The following is an 18,949-nucleotide window of genomic DNA, read 5'->3' on the forward strand; positions in this document are numbered from 1 at the left end:
TATCTAAAAAGCAAAATATTTGCCTCATTAATTATAAAACCATTTTATGAAATTGAAGATTAATTTTAGAAAAATTGCAGTACTCTTTTTTGTACTGTTGACCAAACTGACATTTGCGCAAGAACGGATAGTGTCAGGAATTGTATCAGATGAGAATGGAATACCTCTACCAGGTGTGGGTGTTCTAGTTAAAGGAACTCAAACTGGCTCTCAGACTGATTTTGACGGGAAATATTCAATAAAAGCTGATGCAAACGCTGTGTTAGTGTTTACTTTTATTGGAATGCAAACGAGAGAAGTTCAAGCGCGAGATAAAAGCATTAATATAAAAATGACTGCTGGTTCTACACAATTGCAAGAAATTGTTGTTACCGCATTAGGTCTTAAAAGAGAGAAAAAATCGCTGGGTTATGCTACCCAAGAAATAAGTGGCGACCAGCTTACAAAGATAAATACAGGAAACGTCTCTAATAATATTTCAGGAAAAATTGCAGGTGTAGAGGTTAGAAGAAATAATAATATAGGCGGTTCAACCAATGTTGTGATTCGTGGTACCACTTCATTAACAGGAAATAATCAAGCTTTATGGGTTGTTGACGGAATTGTATTGAATAATGACAACACCAATAAAGAAGATCAAAAATCTGGTGGAAATGTAGGCGGTTATGATTACGGAAATGCAGCGTCTGATATTAATCCTGATGATATCGAAACCATGAACGTTTTAAAAGGGGCGGCAGCTACGGCATTGTACGGTTCTAGAGCATCAAACGGAGTTATTATTGTTACGCTAAAAAAAGGAAGTAAATCTAAAGGCGGATTAGGATTTAGTTTTAGTTCGGGAGTTAATGTTGGGGTAGTAGATAAAAAAACATTGCCAGAATATCAAAATCAATATGGTGGAGGTTATGGTGATTTTTACGGAACAGTTGATCTAGGAAGCGGAGTTCACCCTTACGTAGCGACAGATGACGCAGCGTGGGGACCAAAATTTGATCCTTCATTACTGGTTTACAACTGGAACTCATTTTATCCAGAATTACCAACTTATGGAAAAGCAACTCCATATAAAGCGGTAAGAAACAATCCGAACAGTTTTTACCAAAACAGTCTTACTTATATAAATAATATCGCTTTTTCGGGAGGAAATGATCAGGGAGATTTTAGATTTGGTTATACCAATTACAATCAGCAACAAGGAATTTTGCCAAACAGTAATAACAGAAAAGACAATTTTAACTTTTCTGGAAGTTTTAAGGTTACGCCAAAAACTAGAATTTCGACTACAGCTAATTATCTAACATCAGATGCTATCGGAATGAACGAAACAGGATATGGAGATGGCGGAAATAACTATTTGAGTAGTGTGAGACAATGGTATACAACTAATGCCGATTTTAGAGATCTTAAAGAGGCTTATGAATTGACTGGTAATAATACAACATGGAATGTTGGTTCTCCAGATGATTTAAAAGTTCAATTTCATGACAACCCGTATTTTCAGCGTTACAACAATTATAACTCTCTAAAAAGAGATCGCTTCTTTGGTAATGTAGTCGTAAAAACCGATGTTACGAACTGGTTTGATATTATGGGAAGAGGTGCAGTAGATTTTTACCACCAATTGCAAGAAGAGCGTATTGCTGTTGGATCTAAAAGAACTCCAAACGCTCTTGGACAATATTCGAGATTTGATAAAAATTTTAGAGAAATCAACTTAGATTTAGTCCTGAACTTTAAAACTGGTATTGCAGAAGGAATTAGTTTTAATGGTATGTTAGGAGGTAATACAAGACGTTCTGTTAACAATTCGATTTACGCAGTAACAAATGGAGGATTGGTCGTGCCTGGAATTTATGCCTTAACCAACTCAATTGATCAAATTAATAGTCCAGACGAGATACAGCAGACTTTAGGTACAAATAGTGTTTATGGTATGGCAAGTTTCAATTTCCTTGACACTTATTTTCTTGAAGGAACTTATAGAATAGATCAGTCGTCTACTTTACCAAAAGACAATAATACCTATTCTTATCCATCAGTTACAGCTACTTATATTTTTAGCAATCACATTAAAAAAGAATGGCTGTCATTCGGAAAATTACGTTTGAATTATGCTGAAACCGGAAACGATGCACCATTTGCGGTGACTTCGGCACTTTATCCTAAAAACAGCAATTTTGGACCTGGCGGAATTCGTTTTTCTACAGAAAACAGCAGAAGTAATTCTGACTTGAAGAGTGAGTTGACAAAAGGAGTTGAAGCAGGTGTTGAACTTAAATTCTTTAAAAACAGATTAGGACTTGATTTTTCTTATTATAAAACCAATACCACAAATCAAATCCTTTCTATCGAAACACCAACTCAGACAGGATATACAAGAGCTTGGATTAATGCAGGAAATGTTCAGAATAAAGGTTATGAGTTAACCTTAAATGCAACACCAATAAAAACAACCAATTTTTCTTGGCAGGCAACAGTAAACTGGTCAACGAATAAAAACGAAGTAATTTCTTTAGGAGGAGCCAATCAAATTTCGTTAGGATCTTTTCAGGGAGTTAATTATGTAGCAGAAGTTGGCAAACCAGTTGGACAGTTAGTTGGTTCTGGTTATACCTATTTAAACGGAGAAAAAGTAATTCGTTCAAACGGAAGATATCTGCAAGCTGCGGGAGCTGTAATAGGCAATGTTGCTCCAGATTGGATTGGTGGTTTTAATAACGTTTTGACGTACAAAAATATCGCTTTCAATTTTTTAATAGATGTTAAAAAAGGCGGAGATGTCTATTCTCTAGATCAGCAATTTGGTCATGCGACTGGAATTTATGAAAGTACTGTTTCAAAAAACCATAATGGAGTTCCTCAGCGTGAGCCAGTTTCTCAAGGTGGTGGAGTGTTGTTAGATGGTGTTAAACAAGACGGTTCACGTAACGATGTTGTAGCAAGCGTGACAGGAACAGATGGTTATTATTTTTATAATTCTATGCCACAGCAAGAATATGTTTATGATGCTTCTTATGTAAAACTTCGTGAAGTAGGATTGAGCTATAGACTTCCAAAAAGATTTTTAGAGAATACATTTATCAGCAATATGGTTTTTGCTGTAAACGGAAGCAATCTTTGGATAATCCACAAAAACTTGCCTTATGCAGATCCTGAGGCAGGAGCTTCTTCAGGTAATTTGCAAGGTTTTCAAACCGGAGTGTTGCCAACAACAAAGGAGTATAGTTTTACTCTGAAAGTTCAATTCTAAAAAATTAAAGACATGAGAATTATAAAAACAATATTTTTTGCAGGCGCAGTTTTGTGTGCAATTGCTTCATGTGACAATCTAGATAACATGAATAAGAATGAAAAAGGTTATGAAACCGCTTTGCCAAGCGCATTAATGACTAGTGCACAAGTAAATTATGCTTATTTTTTAACGAATGCTTCCGTAAATTCAAACAACTTTAGAGCCTATGCACAGCATTGGTCTACATCTACTTATACAGATGAAGCCAATTATAATCAGGCAAAAAGAAATTTAGGAAGTTCGCATTCGGTGTTATTGTACAGAGATGTATTACAGGATTTGATCAATTCGCAAAAGCAGATTAAAGATAGCAAAGCATTAGGACCTATTGAAGAGGGAATCAAGAAAAACCGACTTGCTATTTTAGAAGTACAAATTGTAATGGCGTACCAAACGCTGGTTGATTTGTTTGGAAATGTAGCTTATTCTGAAGCTTTAGATATCAAAAAATTTCCGCTTCCTAAATACGATGATGCAAAAACAATCTATTTTGATTTGGCTACCCGTTTAGATGCGACCATTTTAGATTTAAATGATCAATATGATAGTTTCGGAAATGCTGATTTAATTTTTCATGGCGATGTGGCTAAATGGAAAACTTTAGCAAATAGTGTAAAACTAAAAATGGGATTGCATTTGGCAGATGTTGACGCTGCAAAAGCAAAAACAATGGTGGAAAGCGCTTTCAATTCAGGAGTTATGAGTAAAGAAACTGATACTGCTTTGTTTCAGTATTTTTCTTCAATAACAGACATGAATCCATTATATGATGATTTGGTTAACTCAAGCCAGATTAATATTGCCGCATTTTTTGTGAATGAATTAAACGGAAAAGAAGATCCAAGACGTGATTTTTTCTTCAATCCAAATTCAAAAATAAATGGAGAATACAAAGGCGCTCCATATGCGCAGACAAGTTAATTATGCTGATTATAGCAATACAGGTTTAAGACTTAGACAGAAAACAAATCCAGGTGTTATATTCGATTACACAGAAACTTGTTTTTTATTGGCCGACGCGGCAAACCGAGGCTTTAACGTAGGAGCAAATGCAGCAACGTATTATACAAAAGGAATTGAAGCTAGTATGAAATTTTGGGGAGTTTCAGACACTGATATCCAAACGTATTTGAATAGACCAGATGTCGCTTTTGCAACAGCTGCAGGAACAGACAAACAAAAAATCGCTTATCAGCTTTGGATTGCGTATTACAATCGTGGTTTTGAAGCTTGGACAGAATATAGAAGATTAGATTATCCTATACTTACAGCGCCTGTTACAGCAGTTCAAGAAGCTGAAGGCAAAGTTCCTGTTAGAAATATTTATTCTACATCTGATAAAACGCTTAATACAGCAAATTACGAAGCAGACTTCATCGGCTATTGGAGGAGATTTAATGACAACAAGAATTTTTTGGGACAAATTTTAATTTTGAGTTAGTTTAATTTGTTTTTTGAGACCAGCACTTTTAAGTGCTGGTTTTTTTGCTTGAAGTTTTTAGATTAATATTCTTATAAAGTTAAATGCGTGTTGTTATCTGTATTTTAAAATTGGTATTTTTTGATAGTATATTTTTTAAGGTTAAAAACATGATAATTATGTATTAATTCTGATTAAAATAATATCAGAAACATATAAACATGTAAGGTAATTTTGATTATTACTAATTATAAAACCTAAATAGATGAAATTAAAATTACTAATCTGCTTACTGATTTTCAGTGTATTGAAAGTTAGTGCGCAAGTTTTGCCCTGCAGAACAAGCGAAGAAAATGCCAAAGTGTATCGGAATAATCCACATGCACTTGAAGAAAAAAAGAACTTTGATGTTTTTAGTAAAAACTTTGTCGCACAACGCAAATCTCAAACCTCAAAAACGGCTGCCGTCACTTATACAATCCCGGTAGTTTTCCATATTTATGGCGATGTGCAAGGAGGTAAAACCGTAACCTACGAAAAAATTGTAAATCACCTTGCCCAACTTAATGATGATTTTAATGGACGCAATGCCGACTATCAAACCGTAGAACCATTCTTTCAGTCACGACGCGGAACTTTAAATATCGAATTTAAGTTAGCTAAAAAAGATCCTAATGGCGGTTGTACAACAGGAGTTGTATTTCATCCAACAAAAAACGGATATGGAAATGGCGGCGGTTACGACGATCAAATTGCCGCTGACGCTTGGGATAATACTAAATACATGAATGTTTATATTCAGAATGATTTGTATAATGATGGAGCTACAAATAATTCGGGTGTTGCTTGGTATCCAAGTTCAGATATGACAGCAAGCAATACTGCTCGTGTTGTTTTTAACGGAGCTTACTTATATGATAACTCCTATAGTAAAGAATTCTCGGCAACCTTAACGCATGAGTTTGGCCACTTTCTTAACCTGATTCATACTTTTGAAGGAGGATGCTCTGGCACAGATGAGGTTGCAGATACTCCAGCTGAAGACGGAAATCACACCTTAGGCTGTACTCCGGGGACAAACTGCAGCGGTGACAAAGTAAATTTTGAAAACTATATGGGATATAACGGCGCTCAAGGTTGTTATAAAATGTATACACAAGGTCAGATCGACAGAATGCTGGCGGCTTTAGAGCATCCTGCTCGAAAATCTTTATGGCAACCTCAAAATTTAATTGATACTGGTGTTAATTCAACAGGAAGTACACTAGTTGCTTCGGCAGTAACTTTTAAAGAAGCTATTATAAATGATGGTTCTTTTGATACTTCTTCTATCATAAACTTAAACGGAACAAAAACTTTTGCGGTATCTTCAGGAACTTTAACAGCTGGTACTCATTTTACACATACTTTTCCAGCAGGAATAACTCCTGTACTTACTGTAAATTCAAACAATCAAATTACGGTTACATTAACTGGAAAAGCCACTAATCATGCAGACAAGTAATAATGCTTCAGGAGGAATTAGTTTTTTACCTGCGGCTTTTACAGGCGGAACAAGTGGTTTATCATGTAGCTCTCTTTATTTTAACTTTAAATTTTCAGATCCTTACGGAATCTTTTTTGTAGATATGCCTGATGTTACTGTATCATCTGCACTGACATGGAAATATTTTGAAATTGCAAAAGGAGACGATAAAGCATTTGGAGGTTGGCGTTATGCGGCCAATGCTTTAAAAATAGAAACTTATGCAAAGAAACTAGTTTGTGAAACAGGCACTAGAAATATCTCATTATTAAATTCAAACACAGCTGTTGGTCCAACGAGTAATATGACTGCTCCAGGCGCATATCCAAACCAGTTAGATTTAAGAACGGCAAGTTACACAGCTTGGGATGGAAAAACAGGGTATGTTGGATTTGATTATTTAATGGATGGTCTTACTTGTTATGGATGGTTCAAAGTAAAAGTAAATGCTGATGGTGACGGATATACTATCTTGGAATATGCTTATAATACCAAGCCAAATACTCCAATTTATACAGGAATGACCGATAAGACTGCTACAACTTTATCAGCAGATACCTTATACGAAGCTGAAACTAATGACGGAAGCATTACATCTACTGCAATAATTGCATTGACGACTAATAATGGAACATTCACGAAAAGCAGTGGAACTTTTACTGCAGGAACAGATTATACCATTACAGGCGTTCCAGCTGGATTAACAGCAGTTTTAACTTTAGAAAGCAATACCAAAACAGTACTTTCTTTTACAGGAAAAGCAACTGCACATAATACAACAAATGATGCTGTTGTCACGCTTACTTTTAAAGATGCGGCAATTACAGGCGGTATAGCGACTTTAGATACTGCAACCAAAACAATCAATATGAAATTTGATGCTCCTTATGGTGTATTTTACGTAAATAATCCAGATTATACTGCCAACGCAAGCATCGACTTGGCAATATTTTGATTTGGGCATTGGAGATAATACAGAATATGGTGCATGGCAATATGCCGCCGCGGCTTTAAAAATAGAGACGTACGGAAAAAGGCTAGTTGCTGAATCTGGAACAAGAAATATTTCATTCTTAGCACAAGGAACTTCTATTGGCGCTTCGAGTAATTTTGTTGCTCCAGGAAATTATCCGAATCAGTTGGATTTGCGAACAGCCACTTATACTACTTGGGACAATAAAACAGGTTATGTTGGTTTTGAATATACTAGCAGAGGTCGTATTTGTTACGGATGGATGCATATTAAAGTAGAGGCTGGAGGAGTAGGCTATACCGTTTTGGACTATGCTTATAATACTAAACCAAACGAGCCGATTTTGGCAGGAATACAAACTGCAAATGTAGTATTGGCTCCAACAAGCTTGACAGCAACAGTTACTAATTTAGAAGCTTCTCTTACTTGGACAAATAATGCTACTAATGCCACAAATGTAATAATAGAAAGAGCAGGTTCAGATGATGTATATGCCGAAATTGTTACTTTGGCCAATACAGCATCTACTTATACCAATACAGCTTTAACAGCGGGCAGCACTTATAAATATAGAGTTAGGGCAAAATCAGGGACAGATTATTCGGCTTATTCGAATGTGGCTACGGTTACGATTCCCGCAGCTTCGCTATGCAGTGCGCAAGGAGCAAATAGTTACGAGTATATAAGCTCGATTGCGGTAGGAAGCTTTGTAAACACATCAGGAAAAGAAACAAATGGTTATGCCGATTATACTTCAAAAGTAATTACACTGACTCCAAATGCAAATACGAGTATTACTTTGACACCAGGTTTTACAGGATCTGCTTACACCGAATATTGGGGAGTTTGGATTGATTACAATAAAAACAATCAGTTTGAAGAATCTGAAAAAGTAGTTAATAATATTTCGTCAAATGGTGCTGTAACAGCAAGTTTTACTCCTGCATCATTTACAGGAACGACAAGAATGAGAATTGTAATGAAGTATAATGCCAATCCATCTTCAACTTGTGGAAATCTAGGAGATGGTGAAATCGAAGATTATACTGTTAGTGCAGGAACTTCTGTACCACCAAATCCAGCAACTTTAACAATTCCTGCTAATCTTGGTAATGCAGGTGTATACACATCAGGATTTTATGCTTCGTGGGCAACATCAACAGATGCGACATCTTATGAAGTGCAATTGAATACTTCTTCAGGATGGACATTAGCTGGAACTTCGACAACATATTATCTATGGATTCCAAAACAAGGAACTCAAACGGTATATGAATTTAGAGTGAAAGCAAAAAATGGCAATGCTTTTAGCGATTGGAGCGCATCGCATACTATTGATTTACAATCTGGAAGTTTAGGTTTGCCTGGCTCAGATATCAATACAGCAAAAACATTCACTATGTATCCAAATCCAGCTTCTGATGTGGTAAACTTTACTTTTGAAAATATTGATATAAATAAAGTTAAAGTATCAATTTACGATAGTACAGGACATTTAATTGCTACAATGCATAATACAACAGTTTATTCTCTTAAATATTTAAATAAAGGAGTTTATATTGTTGTAGCTACAGATGGTAAGTTTGTGGAAAAGAAAAAATTATTGGTTGAATAATAGTTAATTTACTCAAAAAGAAAGGGATGCTTGTTTTAGCATCCCTTTTTTATTAAAAAAATAAAGTGTTTAAAAACCTATAGCCCAAAAGGATTTTCAATACTCTGCATAGGTTCAGTAAACCATTTAGGACCATTTGCAGTCATATAAAAATGATCTTCATGACGAATACCGAATTGTCCTGGCATGCATATCATTGGTTCGTTGCTAACAACCATTCCTTCTTTTAGAACAGTTTGATTGCCTCTTACCAAATAAGGATATTCATGAATATCAAGTCCTGTTCCGTGTCCAACACGATGAGGTAGACCCGAATTTCATAATCACCGCTTAGTCCGGCTTGTGCCAGAACTTTTCGAGTCGCATCATCAACAGAACCACATGTTGCTCCAATTTGCGCAAGCATCAAAAGCGACTTTTTGAGTTGCCTTTTCAAGATTCCATATTCTTCGGTGCTCTTCATTTGGAGTTCCATAAACATAAGTTCTTGTAATATCAGACAAATAACCTTCTAAACGACATCCTGTATCAATTAATACAATATCATTATCCACTAAATTTTGTGGAGATGTAACACCATGCGGATATTGAGAATCTTCTCCAAAAAGAACAATGCAGAAATAAGAACCCGATGAAACACCAGCCTTAATATGCGCTCTATGAATAAAGTCGACAACAGTGCTTACTTCAATGCCTGGATATAAAATGCTTGCCGCCGCTTTTTGAACCGTCATGGTTATATTTTTAGCCTGCTGAATTATAGCAATTTCGTTAGCCGATTTATGCATTCTGCATCCTGCTGTAATAGGCTGTGCATTTACAAAACTAAATTTTGGATTCGCTTTTGCAACTTCATCAATCAGGAAAAAAGAAGCCGATTCGTCTAGTGCAATATTTCCATCAATGACATTTTTGTTTTGCAAAATGCTTCCAAATAGCTCGTAGGGACTTTCATGTTCTTCCCAGAAATTTAAGTTTCCTTCAACTTTCATAAAAGTCTTAAAAGTTCCTTCTTCAAATTTCGGAACAATATATTCAATCGTTTCATCGTCAAAAAGCACCGCTCCAACCATACGTTCAGAAGCATTCCATTTTGTCCCTGTAAAATAATACAGATTCGTTCCCGCATTTACATAAAGCGCTTTACAGTTATGCTCTTTCATTAATTCGACCGCATTTTTGATACGCTGTTTGTATTCTGATAAAGCAATTGGCACAACACCAAGTGTCATGTTTTGTATTTTTCCCAATTCGATATCTATAGTTGATCCGCCAACTCCAATTGTCATTTTTTATTTTTTAGTTAATATTAAATCGCTGTATGCTTCAATTTTTCAATAAAATTAAGGCATTATTTCGATTTTGTCTTATGTTGATGCAAACTAGATAAAATATTACATTTTAAGGGTAATATAATATCAGTTTCAGCTTAACATTGCGCTTACTTTTAAAAACTTAAATAATTAAGATTAAAATGAATTCAAAAACCTTTATTACCTCATTGTTTTTTCTTTTGTTGAACTATTTTACAATAGCTGCGCAAAAGATAGAAGAATCATCAGAGAATTTACAGCAAAGATTGAATGAATTATTTCCAAAAGCGATTGTAACTCGAATTGAAAATTTGGAAAATTATACCGAATCATATCAGATAATTTTAGATGAACCTTTAGATCATAAACATCCTGAGAAGGGAACTTTTCAGCATTATATTTATCTTTCTCATCTTGGTTTTGACAGACCAACGGTAATTGAAACTCATGGTTATAATACTGAAAATATAAAGAGTGAAGTAAGCAGTCTTTTGCAAGCAAATCAGGTTGCGGTTGAATATCGTTTTTACGGAAAATCAAGACCAAATCCGATTCAATGGGAATATTTAACCAATGATCAGGCTATTGCAGATTATCATGATATTGTAACTAAGTTGAAAAAAATATATTCTGGCAAATGGATTTCTACAGGAATTAGTAAAGGAGGAGAAACAGCTCTGATTTATAAATCTATTTATCCGAATGATGTAGATGTTGCAATGCCATATGTGGCTCCGTTAATTAATTCTTGTGAAGATCCTAGAACGATAAATCATACGAGAACAATTGGAACAGCAGAATGCAGAGCAAAAATAACCGCTTTTCAGAGAACTGTTTTGAAAGAAAAAGAAGCCGTTTTGGCCGTTTTTCAGGATTATGCAACTACAAAAAAAATGCAATTTACAGAAGTTCCTTTCGCTGAATCTTTAGAATATGCCGTTTTAGAATTTCCTTTTTCTTTTTGGCAATGGGGAGGAAAATGCGATGAGATTCCGCCAGCAAATGCTTCTGCAAAAGAATTATTTGATTATTTGAATAAAATTGTTGGAGTGGGAACTTACAGTGATAAAATGTCTTTTGTGTATTTACCGTCTTATTATCAGCATTTAAGTGAATTGGGTTACTACGGATTTGATCTAGAGCCTGTTGCCGATTTACTGACTATTGTAAAAAGCACTTCGAATGCAAGATTCGCGCCTAAAGATGTTGCAATTAAATACAACCCAAAATACATTAAAAAAGTTCGTAAATATGTTGAAAACAAAGGAGATAAAATTTTATACATCTACGGAGGTTATGATACTTGGTTCTCCTGTTCTCCAACTCCTAAACCAAATGTTGATGCTCTTAAAATGGTGCTTCCTAATGGAAGTCACTCTACCAGAGTAAGAGATTTTTCTGAAAATGATAGAACTTTAATTATGAATACTTTGAACAAATGGTTGAATTAGAAATCTAGATTGTATCGTACTAAAGTCTATTATAGTATTAAAGCCTGAGAATATACTTCTCGGGCTTTTTTTATTTATAGAATATATTTATAGGCTATTTTTCTTTTAAAAGATTAGTTTTTTCAATCTACGCGAGAATGCTTATTTTTACAGTCATAATATTATTTACTTCGTGTGTTATGAGAAAGAGAAACAAGTCACTACAGTATAAAATCAGAAAAAGATTTTTATTTTATCTGTTGCTGTTTTCCGTATTATCTTTCGGGAATATGCAGGCGCAACAGAAATTTACAATTGTGGCGGCGGCGAATTTAAAAGTCGCTTTAGATTCTATAAATAATGTTTTTAAAATTCAAAACCCAGATATAAATCCTCAGATTACTTATGGTGCTTCTGGAAAATTTTATGAGCAGATTTCTAGTGGAGCACCATTTGATTTATTCTTTTCAGCAGATATGGATTATGCTAATAAACTGGCAAATAAAAAAATGACAGCCTCAAAAGTAAAAATGTATGCTGTGGGTAAACTGGTTATTTGGAGCAAAAAAATGGATCCGAATAAAGCAAAAATGAATAGCCTTTTAGATGCTTCTATTCGAAAAATAGCTATCGGAAATCCTTCAACTGCGCCATACGGAGAAAAAGCAGTGGAGTGCTTAAAATTCTACAAAATATATGATAAAGTAAAAAACAAATTGGTCTTTGGCGATAATATTACACAAGCCACTCAGTTTGTAACTACCGGAAATGCTGATATTGGAATTACAGCCTTGTCTCTTGTGCTAACTCCTAATATGCAAAAAGAAGGAGGAAAGTATTATATTATTCCAGAAAAAAGCCATTCTTCGTTAGAACAAGGATGTGTAGTATTGAAACATGGAAAAGACAATGCAAATGCTGTAAAGTTTTATAATTTTATATCTTCTAAAAAAGCAATTGCTATTTTAAAATATTACGGATACGATACAAAGGCAAAATGAATGTACTAAAAGGAATTATAACTGAAATTCAATCGCATGAAGGCATTTCATTAGTTAAGCTGAAATCGAATGAAAATATCTTTACTTCGATCATTCTAGACGTGCCAGATTATTTAAAAGAAAATAATACAGTTAAAATCATTTTTAAGGAAACAGAAGTAATTATATCTAAAGATTTAAATCCTTCTATTAGTGTTCAGAATCAGATATGCGGCCGTATAGAATCTATAAAAAAAGGAGTAATTCTGAGTCAAATTACGTTATCGATTGGAGAAGATAAAATACAATCTATTATTACTACGAATGCCTGCGAACAATTAGATCTAAAAGAAAACCAAAACATATTGGCTTTAATAAAAACGAACGAAGTAAGCTTATCTGCCTATGATTAATCTAGACCCTTTATGGCTTACTGCAAAATTGGCTTTGATTACCACATTGATTCTTTTTATAGTCTCAATTCCGCTATGTTATTGGTTGTGCTACAGTCGATTTCGATTAAAAGCCATTATTGAGGCTCTAATTAGTTTGCCTTTGGTTTTACCGCCATCTGTTTTAGGTTTTTATCTTTTAATAGCTTTTAGTCCAGAAAACGCTTTTGGCAAGTTTCTCTCAGATTATTTTGATGTGAGATTGGTTTTTACTTTCGAAGGATTAATTCTGGCTTCAGTCTTATACAGTTTGCCTTTTATGGTGAACCCGATTTTATCAGGATTAAAAAATCTTTCTCCAACTTTGCAAGAGGCTTCTTTTACTTTAGGAAAATCAAGATTTACTACGATTACCAAAATTTTACTTCCAAATATTAGCGCTTCATTGTTTACTGGAATTATAATGACATTTGCCCATACTTTGGGAGAATTTGGAGTTGTTTTAATGGTTGGCGGGAGTATTCCAGAAGAAACAAAAGTAGTTTCTATAGCGATTTATGAAGAAGTAGAATCCATGAATTATCATAATGCCAATATATATGCTGGAATATTGTTTGCGTTTTCTTTTTCAATTTTGTTAGCAGTTCATTTAATCAATAATAAATCTAGAAAAACAACTCTTTATTAATGATACAGTTAGATGCTTATAAAATGTTGCAGACAGCAGATGGCGAATTGCCATTAGATATCTCTCTGACGATAAAAAAAGGAGAGTTTGTTTCTGTTTACGGAAATTCGGGAGCCGGTAAGACAACCATTTTGAGAATTTTGGCAGGACTTACTCGAGCAGAGAAAGCAGTTATAAAAGTAGGGGAATCAGTTTGGGATGATTCTATAAAAAAAATCCATTTCCCTGTTCAAAATCGTTCTATTGGCTTTGTATTTCAAGATTTTGCTTTGTTTCCAAATTTAACTGTAAAAGAGAATCTTGAGTTTGCTTTATCTAAAAATGATTCCAAAGAAATTATTCCAGAGTTGATAGAACTTATGGAATTGCAATCACTCCAGAATAGTAAACCGCAGAATTTATCGGGAGGACAAAAACAACGTGCAGCACTGGCAAGAGCAATTGTACGTATGCCTGAGATTCTTTTATTAGACGAACCTTTATCTGCATTAGACGATGAAATGCGATTTAAACTTCAAGATTATATTTTAAAAATTCATCAAAAATATAAATTGACTACTCTGATGGTCAGTCATTCTATTTCTGAGATTTTTAAACTTTCAGACAAAGTAATTGTTGTTGATAAAGGTAAAATCGTAAAAGAAGGAACTCCAGAAAATGTATTTTCTGAACAGAAAATTAGCAGTAAATTTCAATTAACGGGAGAAATTATCAGCATTACTAAAAGTGATATTATTTATATAGTTCAGATTTCTTCTGGTAACACTATTGTAAAAGTTGTTGCTACAGAAGAAGAGGGAAGGGAATATAAGATTGGGCAAAAGGTACTGATCGCTTCTAAAGCATTCAATCCTGTAATTCAGATTTTGAAGTGATCTTAAAAAGACCGATTAAAAACATCTTTTTTAAGTATTAATACTTATTTTAGCAATGTAAAAAAACTAAGTACTTAGGATTTTTCTAATCAGCAGTATTCATTTAAAAACATAATGAGGATATTGTGAATTACTAAACGGGCTCTTTTAAAAAAAGATAATGCAAATTAAATCGCATCATAAAAAAATTACATTATTTTTTATGTTGGCAACAGCTGTATTGTTTATGGCTGTTACCGATGTAGAACCTCCATATACAGATCCTTACAAGTTGGAATATCCAGATTATTTTGGAAACAGAATTAGTATTCCAGAAGATAATTTGACCACAAAACAAGGTGTTTTTCTAGGCAGAATGTTGTTTTATGAAACAAAATTATCTTCAAATAAAACAATTTCCTGTGCAAGCTGCCATCAGCAGAAACTTGCTTTTACAGACGGAAAAGCTTTTAGTCTAGGCGTGAATAATGTGCCAACTAAGCGCAGTTCAATGTCATTAGCCAATTTGCTTTGGGTTCGAAATTTTTTCTGGGACGGAAGAGCGAAAGGCCTGGAAGAACAAGCAAATTTTCCGCTTAATGATCCGCACGAAATGGGTGCTTATTTGGATAAAGCGACTAAGGAGCTTCAGAAAACAAAAGAATATCCGCCACTTTTTAGAGATGCGTTTGGCACAGCAGAAATTACATCAGATAAAATAACCAAGGCAATTGCACAATTTGAACGCACTTTAATATCTGCGAATTCAAATTATGATAAATATCTTAGAGGTGAATATAAACCTACTAAACAAGAATTAAATGGCATGGAACTCTTTATGAATTCGCCACAGCCAGAAAAAAATAGTCGAGGAGCCAATTGTGCGCAATGTCACGGAACACCCAAAATGTACATGGAATTGTTTCATAACAACGGCCTTGATGAAGAGCCAAAAGACATAGGACGTGAGGAGCAGACAGGAATGGCAAATGATAGAGGAAGATTTAGGGTGGCAACGCTCCGCAATATTGCACTTACTGCACCTTATATGCATGATGGCAGGTTTAAAAGCCTTGAGGAAGTATTAGATCATTATAATGAACATATTAAGCCAAGTAAATCGTTAAGCATATCTTTGAAAGGTAGTTCTAACAATTTGAATGGAAAAAATCTGGGACTAACGGCAAATGAAAAATCAGATGTTATCGCTTTTCTCGAAATGCTGACAGATTCTACTTTTATTAATGATCCAAAATTTTCTAATCCGCATTTAAAGAGAATTAAATAAATTAAAAACAACTAAAAATGAGAGAACGTTTTTTAGCTATTATTTTTTTAGCAACACTATTTTTTGCTAACATTTCAGACAGTTTGTATGCACAAAATTCTTCTAAAGAACCTGTCGTAAAAATTGAAGGAGAAGTTTTAAAAACACTTTCGATTAGTATTTCTGACTTCGGAAAAATGCCACATGTAGAACAAAACATGAAAGATCGCGATGGAAAAATACAGCATTATTCGGGAGTTCCTGTCATTGAATTGTTAAAAGAAGCTGGAGTAACACTTGGAAAAGAACTCAAAGGAGAAAACTTGACGAAATATATGCTAGTACGAGCAAGTGATGGCTACGAAGTTATTTTTTCGTTAGCAGAATTAGATCCAGCTTTTACAAACAGAGTAATTATTCTAGCAGATAAAAAAGACGGAAAACCACTAGAAGATGGGATAGGACCATTTCGTTTGGTTGTACCTGATGAAAATAGACCTGCACGTTCTGTTCATGAAGTTTCAAATTTAATTATTCGCTTTGCGAAGGAATAAATTAGGAATTATGCGTCTCCTTTTTGAATGACATTCAATTCTTTATTAAAAGAATTTCTATATTTTTTAATGTATTCTGAAGGTTTCATTCCAAACAGCTTTACAAACTGCTGACGGAAATAGCGCTGATCTTCTATGCCAACTTGAGGTCCAACCTGAGCGATATTTATATTTTCGGTAAGCATAATTACTGCAGCTCTGCGAATTCTTATCGATCTGATAAAAACATTTACGGTTTGTCCAGAAATGGCTTTAATCTTTTTGTAAAGGCTTGAATGGCTCATACCCATTGCAACAGAAAAACTCTTTAGATTAAACTCACTATTTTCAAGATTGGCTTCGACGATTTCGATACATTTATCAAGGAATTCTTTGTACTCAAGCGGAACTTTATTTATGTTTTCGCGAAGCGTTATGCTGTCTAGAAAATATTTGCGAAGCTGGCCTCTGTTTCGAAGAACAGAATCAACTCTTGCCAGAAGAATATCACTATCAAAAGGTTTGGTAACATAATCATCTGCACCTTCTGTAATACTTTGCAAATGAATGTCGTTACTGGTTGTAGCGGTAAGAAGTATTACGGTAATATGGCTCAAATCATCATTTTGCTTGATTTTTTTGCATAAATCTAAACCATTCATGCCTTCCATAGAAATATCGCTTAGTACAATATCTGGCATATGTTTTTCTACAAGTTTTAATCCTTCAAGACCATTAAAAGCAGAATAAACTATATAATTTTTAGAAAAAGTCGCACAAGATAGTGATTCATTTCAGGATTATCTTCAACGATTAGAAGTACTTTTTTTGTACTAATTAATTCTTCCTGAATATTTTCTGGCTGTAGCGGTTTGTTTCCTTTATCATACATATTTTGAGCTGGTAATCCTTCTAGAAGTTCTCCTACAAGAGGTGACATATGCGGATAATTTTCGTTTATGTTCATTTCTGCAAAATGGCTATTTCCTTTAGGAAGAGTAATGATAAAAGAAGTACCTTCTCCAACTTTACTTTTACAAGTTAATTGTCCATGATGCTTATTTACAAAATATTTTGCAACATAAAGCCCTATTCCAAAACCATTGCTGCTTTTAGACTGTATTTGTTTGAATTTTTCAAAAATAGTATCAATATCATTTTCATTAATACCGCTTCCTGTATCTGATATAATTATGGAAACGTCATTAACGTTTTCTGTTATTTCAATAGTTATCGATCCTTTATTAGGAGTAAATTTAAAAGCGTTCGAGATTAGATTAAAAAGAGTAATTTCTATTTTTTCGTAATCGCCATATATTTCGGTAGGTGCTTTTTCTTCGATAAAATTATAATTTAAGCTTTTTGCCGCCGCCATTTGTGTAAAGCTTTCGTAGATTTCACGGCAAAGTGCATTCAGATTAATTCTCGAAATTTTAAGTTCATCAAGATCAGTCTCTGCTTTTCTGAATAGTAATAATTGATCTGTAAGACTTAATAATCGTTTAGCATTTTTATAAGCGAGATTTAGATCTAGATCATCTTCAGACTGTTTTTTTCTTTCAATTGCGCTTTTAAGCGGATTTATAATTAAAGATAATGGAGTACGCAATTCATGAGCCATATAAGTGAACATAGAAAACTGCTTTTCAGCATGTTCCTTATCTTTTTTATGTTCCATTCGGGCAAGTTTTATTTCATAGCGAAGTCTTTCTTTATTTTTATGGTAATTTACATAAACATAAATCGCTGCTATTGCACAAATTAAATAGAATGTATAAGCCCACCACGTTCTGTACCAAGGTGGAAGAATTTTTATTGTTGCCAATGTCACTTCATTAGTCCAATTTCCAAAAACATCTGTTGTTTTAACTTTAAAGAAATAAGTTCCCTCCGTTAATCTGGAATAGTTTGCTCTATTGTCTTTTGTGGTATAATTCCAGTTTTTATCCCAGCCTTCAAGAAAATAAGCGGTACTGATTTTTTCGGAATTAACATAATCAAGATAAACAAAATCAAAACTTAGCGCCGACTTTTCATAAGGAAGTTCGGCAGCAGTTATCATTTCTAGTTTTTTTCCTGTTACATAAGGACTGCTTAAAGGCAAAGATTGGTTATTTACAAACAAATCATTCAATAAAAATTTACCTGTATTTTTTTTGTCTTTTATACTTTCAGGATAAAAAACGTTGAAACCGTTTAGACCGCCAAAAATAAATTCTCCAGTAGAAAGTTTTGTGCCGGCATTCCAGCTAAACTGATTGCCTTGGAGTCCATCTGTTACACCAAAATTCCTAAAAGTATTGTTTTTTGGGTTATATCTAGAGATTCCGTGATAGGTGCTCATCCATAAATTACCATCTTTATCTTCTAAGAGACGAAGTATTGTATTGCTCGAAAGACCGTTTTGAGTAGTATACTTTTTATAAGTTCCTGTTTTTCTATTAAACAAAAGAAGACCGCCTTCTACAGTACCAACCCAAAGATTTTTGTTTTGATCTTCGGTTATGCATCTAACGGTATAATCAGAATGGTAATTTTTTACTTTTTTGGTTCTTGGATCGATCTCAAAAAAAGAGTTGAATGTTCCTCCCCAGATTTTTCCGTCTTTGGTTTCGTATAAGCAAGTAACATCGCGTAATGTATTACTGTAGCAAATGAATTTTT

The 18,949-nt window shown here is 34.1% G+C and carries 13 protein-coding genes and 3 pseudogenes; 12 read left to right on the forward strand and 4 right to left on the reverse strand.

The window, feature by feature from the left end; all coding sequences use genetic code 11:
- Positions 1-46 precede the first annotated feature (46 nt).
- The 5 genes and pseudogenes from P5P87_RS02190 (at position 47) to P5P87_RS02210 (ending at position 8,828) form a co-directional block, all read left to right on the forward strand.
- Positions 47-3,253 (forward strand): SusC/RagA family TonB-linked outer membrane protein, encoded by a 3,207-nt coding sequence (locus P5P87_RS02190; protein ID WP_278021404.1) that lies wholly within the window; start codon positions 47-49, stop codon positions 3,251-3,253.
- Between the two features lie 135 nt (positions 3,254-3,388).
- Positions 3,389-4,736 (forward strand): annotated as a pseudogene (locus tag P5P87_RS02195) (SusD/RagB family nutrient-binding outer membrane lipoprotein).
- Between the two features lie 244 nt (positions 4,737-4,980).
- Positions 4,981-6,219, forward strand: a complete 1,239-nt coding sequence (locus tag P5P87_RS02200) for a M43 family zinc metalloprotease (protein WP_278021405.1) — start codon at positions 4,981-4,983, stop codon at positions 6,217-6,219.
- Positions 6,206-7,195, forward strand: coding sequence for a hypothetical protein (locus tag P5P87_RS02205; protein WP_278021406.1), 990 nt, complete (start codon positions 6,206-6,208; stop codon positions 7,193-7,195). Before P5P87_RS02200 ends, P5P87_RS02205 begins: the two co-directional genes overlap by 14 nt.
- Position 7,196: 1 nt before the next feature.
- Positions 7,197-8,828 (forward strand): T9SS type A sorting domain-containing protein, encoded by a 1,632-nt coding sequence (locus tag P5P87_RS02210; protein ID WP_278021407.1) that lies wholly within the window; start codon positions 7,197-7,199, stop codon positions 8,826-8,828.
- A 77-nt stretch (positions 8,829-8,905) separates the two neighbouring features.
- Here the strand turns inward: P5P87_RS02210 and P5P87_RS02215 are convergent.
- A pseudogene (locus tag P5P87_RS02215) lies at positions 8,906-10,117 on the reverse strand (M24 family metallopeptidase).
- Between the two features lie 185 nt (positions 10,118-10,302).
- Here P5P87_RS02215 and P5P87_RS02220 point away from each other — a divergent pair.
- The 7 genes from P5P87_RS02220 (at position 10,303) to P5P87_RS02250 (ending at position 16,306) form a co-directional block, all read left to right on the forward strand.
- Positions 10,303-11,592, forward strand: a complete 1,290-nt coding sequence (locus P5P87_RS02220; protein WP_278021408.1) for a S28 family serine protease — start codon at positions 10,303-10,305, stop codon at positions 11,590-11,592.
- 179 nt (positions 11,593-11,771) lie between these two features.
- Complete coding sequence (gene modA, locus P5P87_RS02225) at positions 11,772-12,572, forward strand: molybdate ABC transporter substrate-binding protein (RefSeq protein WP_278021409.1); 801 nt, start codon at positions 11,772-11,774, stop codon at positions 12,570-12,572.
- The gene (locus P5P87_RS02230) at positions 12,569-12,964 is read left to right on the forward strand and encodes a TOBE domain-containing protein (protein WP_278021410.1); all 396 of its coding nucleotides are present in this window, start codon (positions 12,569-12,571) and stop codon (positions 12,962-12,964) included. Before modA ends, P5P87_RS02230 begins: the two co-directional genes overlap by 4 nt.
- Positions 12,957-13,631 carry a molybdate ABC transporter permease subunit gene (modB, locus tag P5P87_RS02235; protein ID WP_198857258.1) on the forward strand — a complete coding sequence of 225 codons (675 nt, stop codon included), beginning with the start codon at positions 12,957-12,959 and terminating at the stop codon, positions 13,629-13,631. The genes P5P87_RS02230 and modB overlap by 8 nt, the downstream gene beginning before the upstream one ends.
- A complete protein-coding gene (locus P5P87_RS02240; protein WP_278021411.1) occupies positions 13,631-14,506 on the forward strand; it encodes an ABC transporter ATP-binding protein in 876 nt (291 codons plus the stop codon). Before modB ends, P5P87_RS02240 begins: the two co-directional genes overlap by 1 nt.
- Positions 14,507-14,666: 160 nt before the next feature.
- Complete coding sequence (locus tag P5P87_RS02245) at positions 14,667-15,773, forward strand: cytochrome-c peroxidase (protein WP_278021412.1); 1,107 nt, start codon at positions 14,667-14,669, stop codon at positions 15,771-15,773.
- Between the two features lie 17 nt (positions 15,774-15,790).
- Entirely contained in the window at positions 15,791-16,306 is a 516-nt protein-coding gene (locus P5P87_RS02250; RefSeq protein WP_198857255.1) for a molybdopterin-binding protein, read from the forward strand.
- A gap of 8 nt (positions 16,307-16,314) precedes the next feature.
- Here the strand turns inward: P5P87_RS02250 and P5P87_RS02255 are convergent, their stop codons facing one another.
- The 3 genes and pseudogenes from P5P87_RS02255 to P5P87_RS26045 form a co-directional block, all read right to left on the reverse strand.
- Complete coding sequence (locus P5P87_RS02255) at positions 16,315-17,040, reverse strand: response regulator transcription factor (RefSeq protein WP_278022848.1); 726 nt, start codon at positions 17,038-17,040, stop codon at positions 16,315-16,317.
- The gene (locus P5P87_RS02260; protein WP_278021413.1) at positions 17,037-18,734 is read right to left on the reverse strand and encodes a sensor histidine kinase; all 1,698 of its coding nucleotides are present in this window, start codon (positions 18,732-18,734) and stop codon (positions 17,037-17,039) included. Before P5P87_RS02260 ends, P5P87_RS02255 begins: the two co-directional genes overlap by 4 nt.
- A gap of 42 nt (positions 18,735-18,776) precedes the next feature.
- Positions 18,777-18,941, reverse strand: a pseudogene (locus P5P87_RS26045) (two-component regulator propeller domain-containing protein); the annotation flags it as partial.
- Positions 18,942-18,949: the final 8 nt, after the last annotated feature.

Source organism: Flavobacterium ginsengisoli, assembly GCF_029625315.1.
Taxonomy (GTDB): domain Bacteria; phylum Bacteroidota; class Bacteroidia; order Flavobacteriales; family Flavobacteriaceae; genus Flavobacterium; species Flavobacterium ginsengisoli.